Below are 2,707 nucleotides of genomic sequence, written 5' to 3' on the forward strand. Positions count from 1 at the left end.
GAGGCTGCGCCGCCCGCCGGCCCGCCGGATCATCACCGCTGGCCCGCCGCCCCGCCGGACGCGCCGCCCGCCGCGCCGCCGCGCCATGGCGGCCGCTGGCTGCTCGGCGGCGGGCTCGCCCTCCTCGCCCTGCTCGCCGCCGCGCTCTGGACCGTTCCGCGCTGGCTGGACTGGGAATCCTGGCGGCCGGAGCTCGCCGACCTGGCCAGCGCCCGGCTCGGCCGCCCCGTGACGCTCGACGGGCCGATCACCCTGGTCCTGCTGCCGCAGCCGCGGGTGGAGGCGCAGGCGGTGACGGTCGGCGCGGCGGAGGACGGCGTCAGCGTCGCCGCCCGCGCCATGCGCCTCCGGCTCGACCTGCCGGCGCTGCTCGCCGGGCGGCTGGAGCCGCGCGAGATCGCCCTGGTCGGCGGCGAGATCACCCTGCCCTGGCCGCCGGTGGCGCTGCCCGGCTTCCGCCTCTCCCCGCTGCTCGGCGCGCTGGAGGCGCGGCTGGAGGATTGCCGGCTCCGCCTCGGCGCGCTGCAGGCCGAGGCGGTGAATGCCCGCCTGGTCACCGGCGGCGCGCTGGAGGCGATGGTGGCGGAGGGCAGCCTCGCCTGGCGAGGCTATGCCGTGCGCTTCACCGCCCAGCTCGGCCGCGCCGGCTTCGACGGCATCGCCCCGCTGGACCTGATGCTGGCCGCCGCCGGCTCCTCGGTCTCCGCCCGCGGCGTGCTGGCGCCGGAAGGCGGGTTCGAAGGCCGGGTGGAGGCGGGCGGCAGCGACCTGAGCGTCCTGGTCCCGGCACCCGCCGGGCCCTGGCGCGCCACCGGCCGCCTGACCGCCGCCGCAGACCTGGTGGCGGCGGACGACCTGTCCCTCGAACTCGGCGGCCAGCCCGCCCGCGGCGCCGCCACCTTCCGCCTGGCCCCGGCGCCGCGGCTGGACGTGACGCTGCAGGCCGGGCGGCTCGACCTCGATGCCTGGATGGCGGCGCTGCGCGGGGCGCGGGCCTATGCGCTGCCGCAGGCGGTGCCGGTCAGCCTCGACCTCTCGGCCGAATCCACCGGCTTCGGCGGCCTGCCGCTGCGGCGGCTGCGCGGCGCCATCTTCCTGGAGGGCGACCGGCTCTCGCTCTCCGACGTCACCGCCCTGCTGCCGGGGGAGACCGAGATCGAGGCGGCCGGCGCCACGGCGGGGCCGCGGCTCGAACTCTCGGTCCGCTTCGCCGCGAAGCAGCTGCGGGAGACGCTGGCGGCGCTCGGCCTGCCGCTGGCGGGCACCGACCCGTCCCGGCTGCGGGCGGCGGAAGGCCGCTTCAAGCTGGGGCTGGAAGGGACGGAGGCGGCCGTCTCCGACCTCGCCGCCACGCTCGACGGGGTGCGGCTGACCGGGGCCGGCGTCTGGCGGCAGGGGGCCAATGGGCGGCCCTCCATCGGCCTTGGCCTGACGCTCGACCGGCTGGACCTGAACGGGCTGCTGCCGCCGCTGCCGGATGGCCCGGCGCTGACCGCGGGCCTCGCCGGCTTCGACCTCAACCTGCGGCTGGCTGCCGACCGCATCGCCTGGGCCGGGCTGGCGGCTGACCGCGCGACGCTCGACGGCGCGCTGGAGAATGGCCGGCTGACGCTGCGCCGCCTGGCGCTGCGCACGGGGGAGGCCGACCTGGCCGCCTCCGGCGCCGTGCAGCTGGGGGCATCGCCGCGGCTGCAGGACGTGACGCTGGAGCTGAACGGGGCCGGGGCGACGCTGGTGCCCTGGCTGCCGGCGGGCTGGTCCGGCCTGGCGCCGCTGCTGGCGCAGCCGGTCGCGCTGCGGCTGACCGGCAGCGGCGCGGCCGAAGCGCTGGCGCTGCGCGCCGAGGGCGACCTGGGCGCCTTGCGGGTGGAGGCGGGGGCGCTGCTGGACACGGTGCAGGACCGCGGGACGGCCAGCCTGACGCTGCGGCATCCCGGCGCCGCCCGGCTGCTGGCGCCGCTGCTGGGGGAGGAGGTGCGGGACTGGCTCGGCCAGGGCTCCTTCTCCGCCATCGCCAACCTGTCCGGCCAGGGCAGGGCGATCACCGCCGAGCATCTGGACCTGGTGGCCGGCGGCTTCCGCGGCCGTGGCCAGATGACGCTGGCGCTGGACGGGCCGCGGCCGCGGCTGGCCGGGCGCTTCGCGGCGGAGGCGCTGCCGCTGCCCTGGACGCCGCTGCGCGGCACCGCGCCGCTCGGGCTCGACCGGCTGGACGCGCTGGATGCCGAGATCGCGCTGGAGGCCGGCCGGGTGGAGATGGCCGGGCAGGTGCTGGCGGAGCAGGCGACGGCGGCCCTGAAGCTGGCGGCGGGCACGCTGCGGCTGGACGGGGTGCAGGCCCGCCTCGGCGGCGGCACGCTGCGCGGCAGCCTGGTGGCGGAAGGCGAGGCCAGCCCGCCGCGCCTCGCGCTGGAGGCGAGGCTGGCCGATGCGGTGCTGGCCGGCCCGCTGCTCGGCCTGCCGCTCGACCTCTCGGCCGGGCGGCTGGAGGGCAGCGCCAGCCTGTCGGCCGCCGGCCACAGCCTGGCCGCGCTCTGGGCCACCCTGGCGGGAGAGGCGACGGTCGCGGCGCGGGACGGGGTGCTGTCCGGGCTCGACCTCGGCGCCGCGCAGGCGGCGGGGGGGCTGCCGGACCTGGCGGTGGCGGAGGCGGCGCTGCGCCGGGCGCTGGCCGGCGGCGCGACCGCCTTCGAGCGGCTGGAGGCCC

Annotated in this window: 1 protein-coding gene; it reads left to right on the forward strand. The window is 79.6% G+C overall.

The features are described 5' to 3' along the window. Positions 1-2,707 (forward strand): AsmA family protein (locus tag E2C05_RS30890; protein ID WP_133223439.1); only part of this gene is annotated, 2,707 nt, incomplete at both ends.

Origin of the sequence: Paracraurococcus ruber, assembly GCF_004353985.1 — a bacterium.
Taxonomy (GTDB): Bacteria; Pseudomonadota; Alphaproteobacteria; order Acetobacterales; family Acetobacteraceae; genus Paracraurococcus; species Paracraurococcus ruber.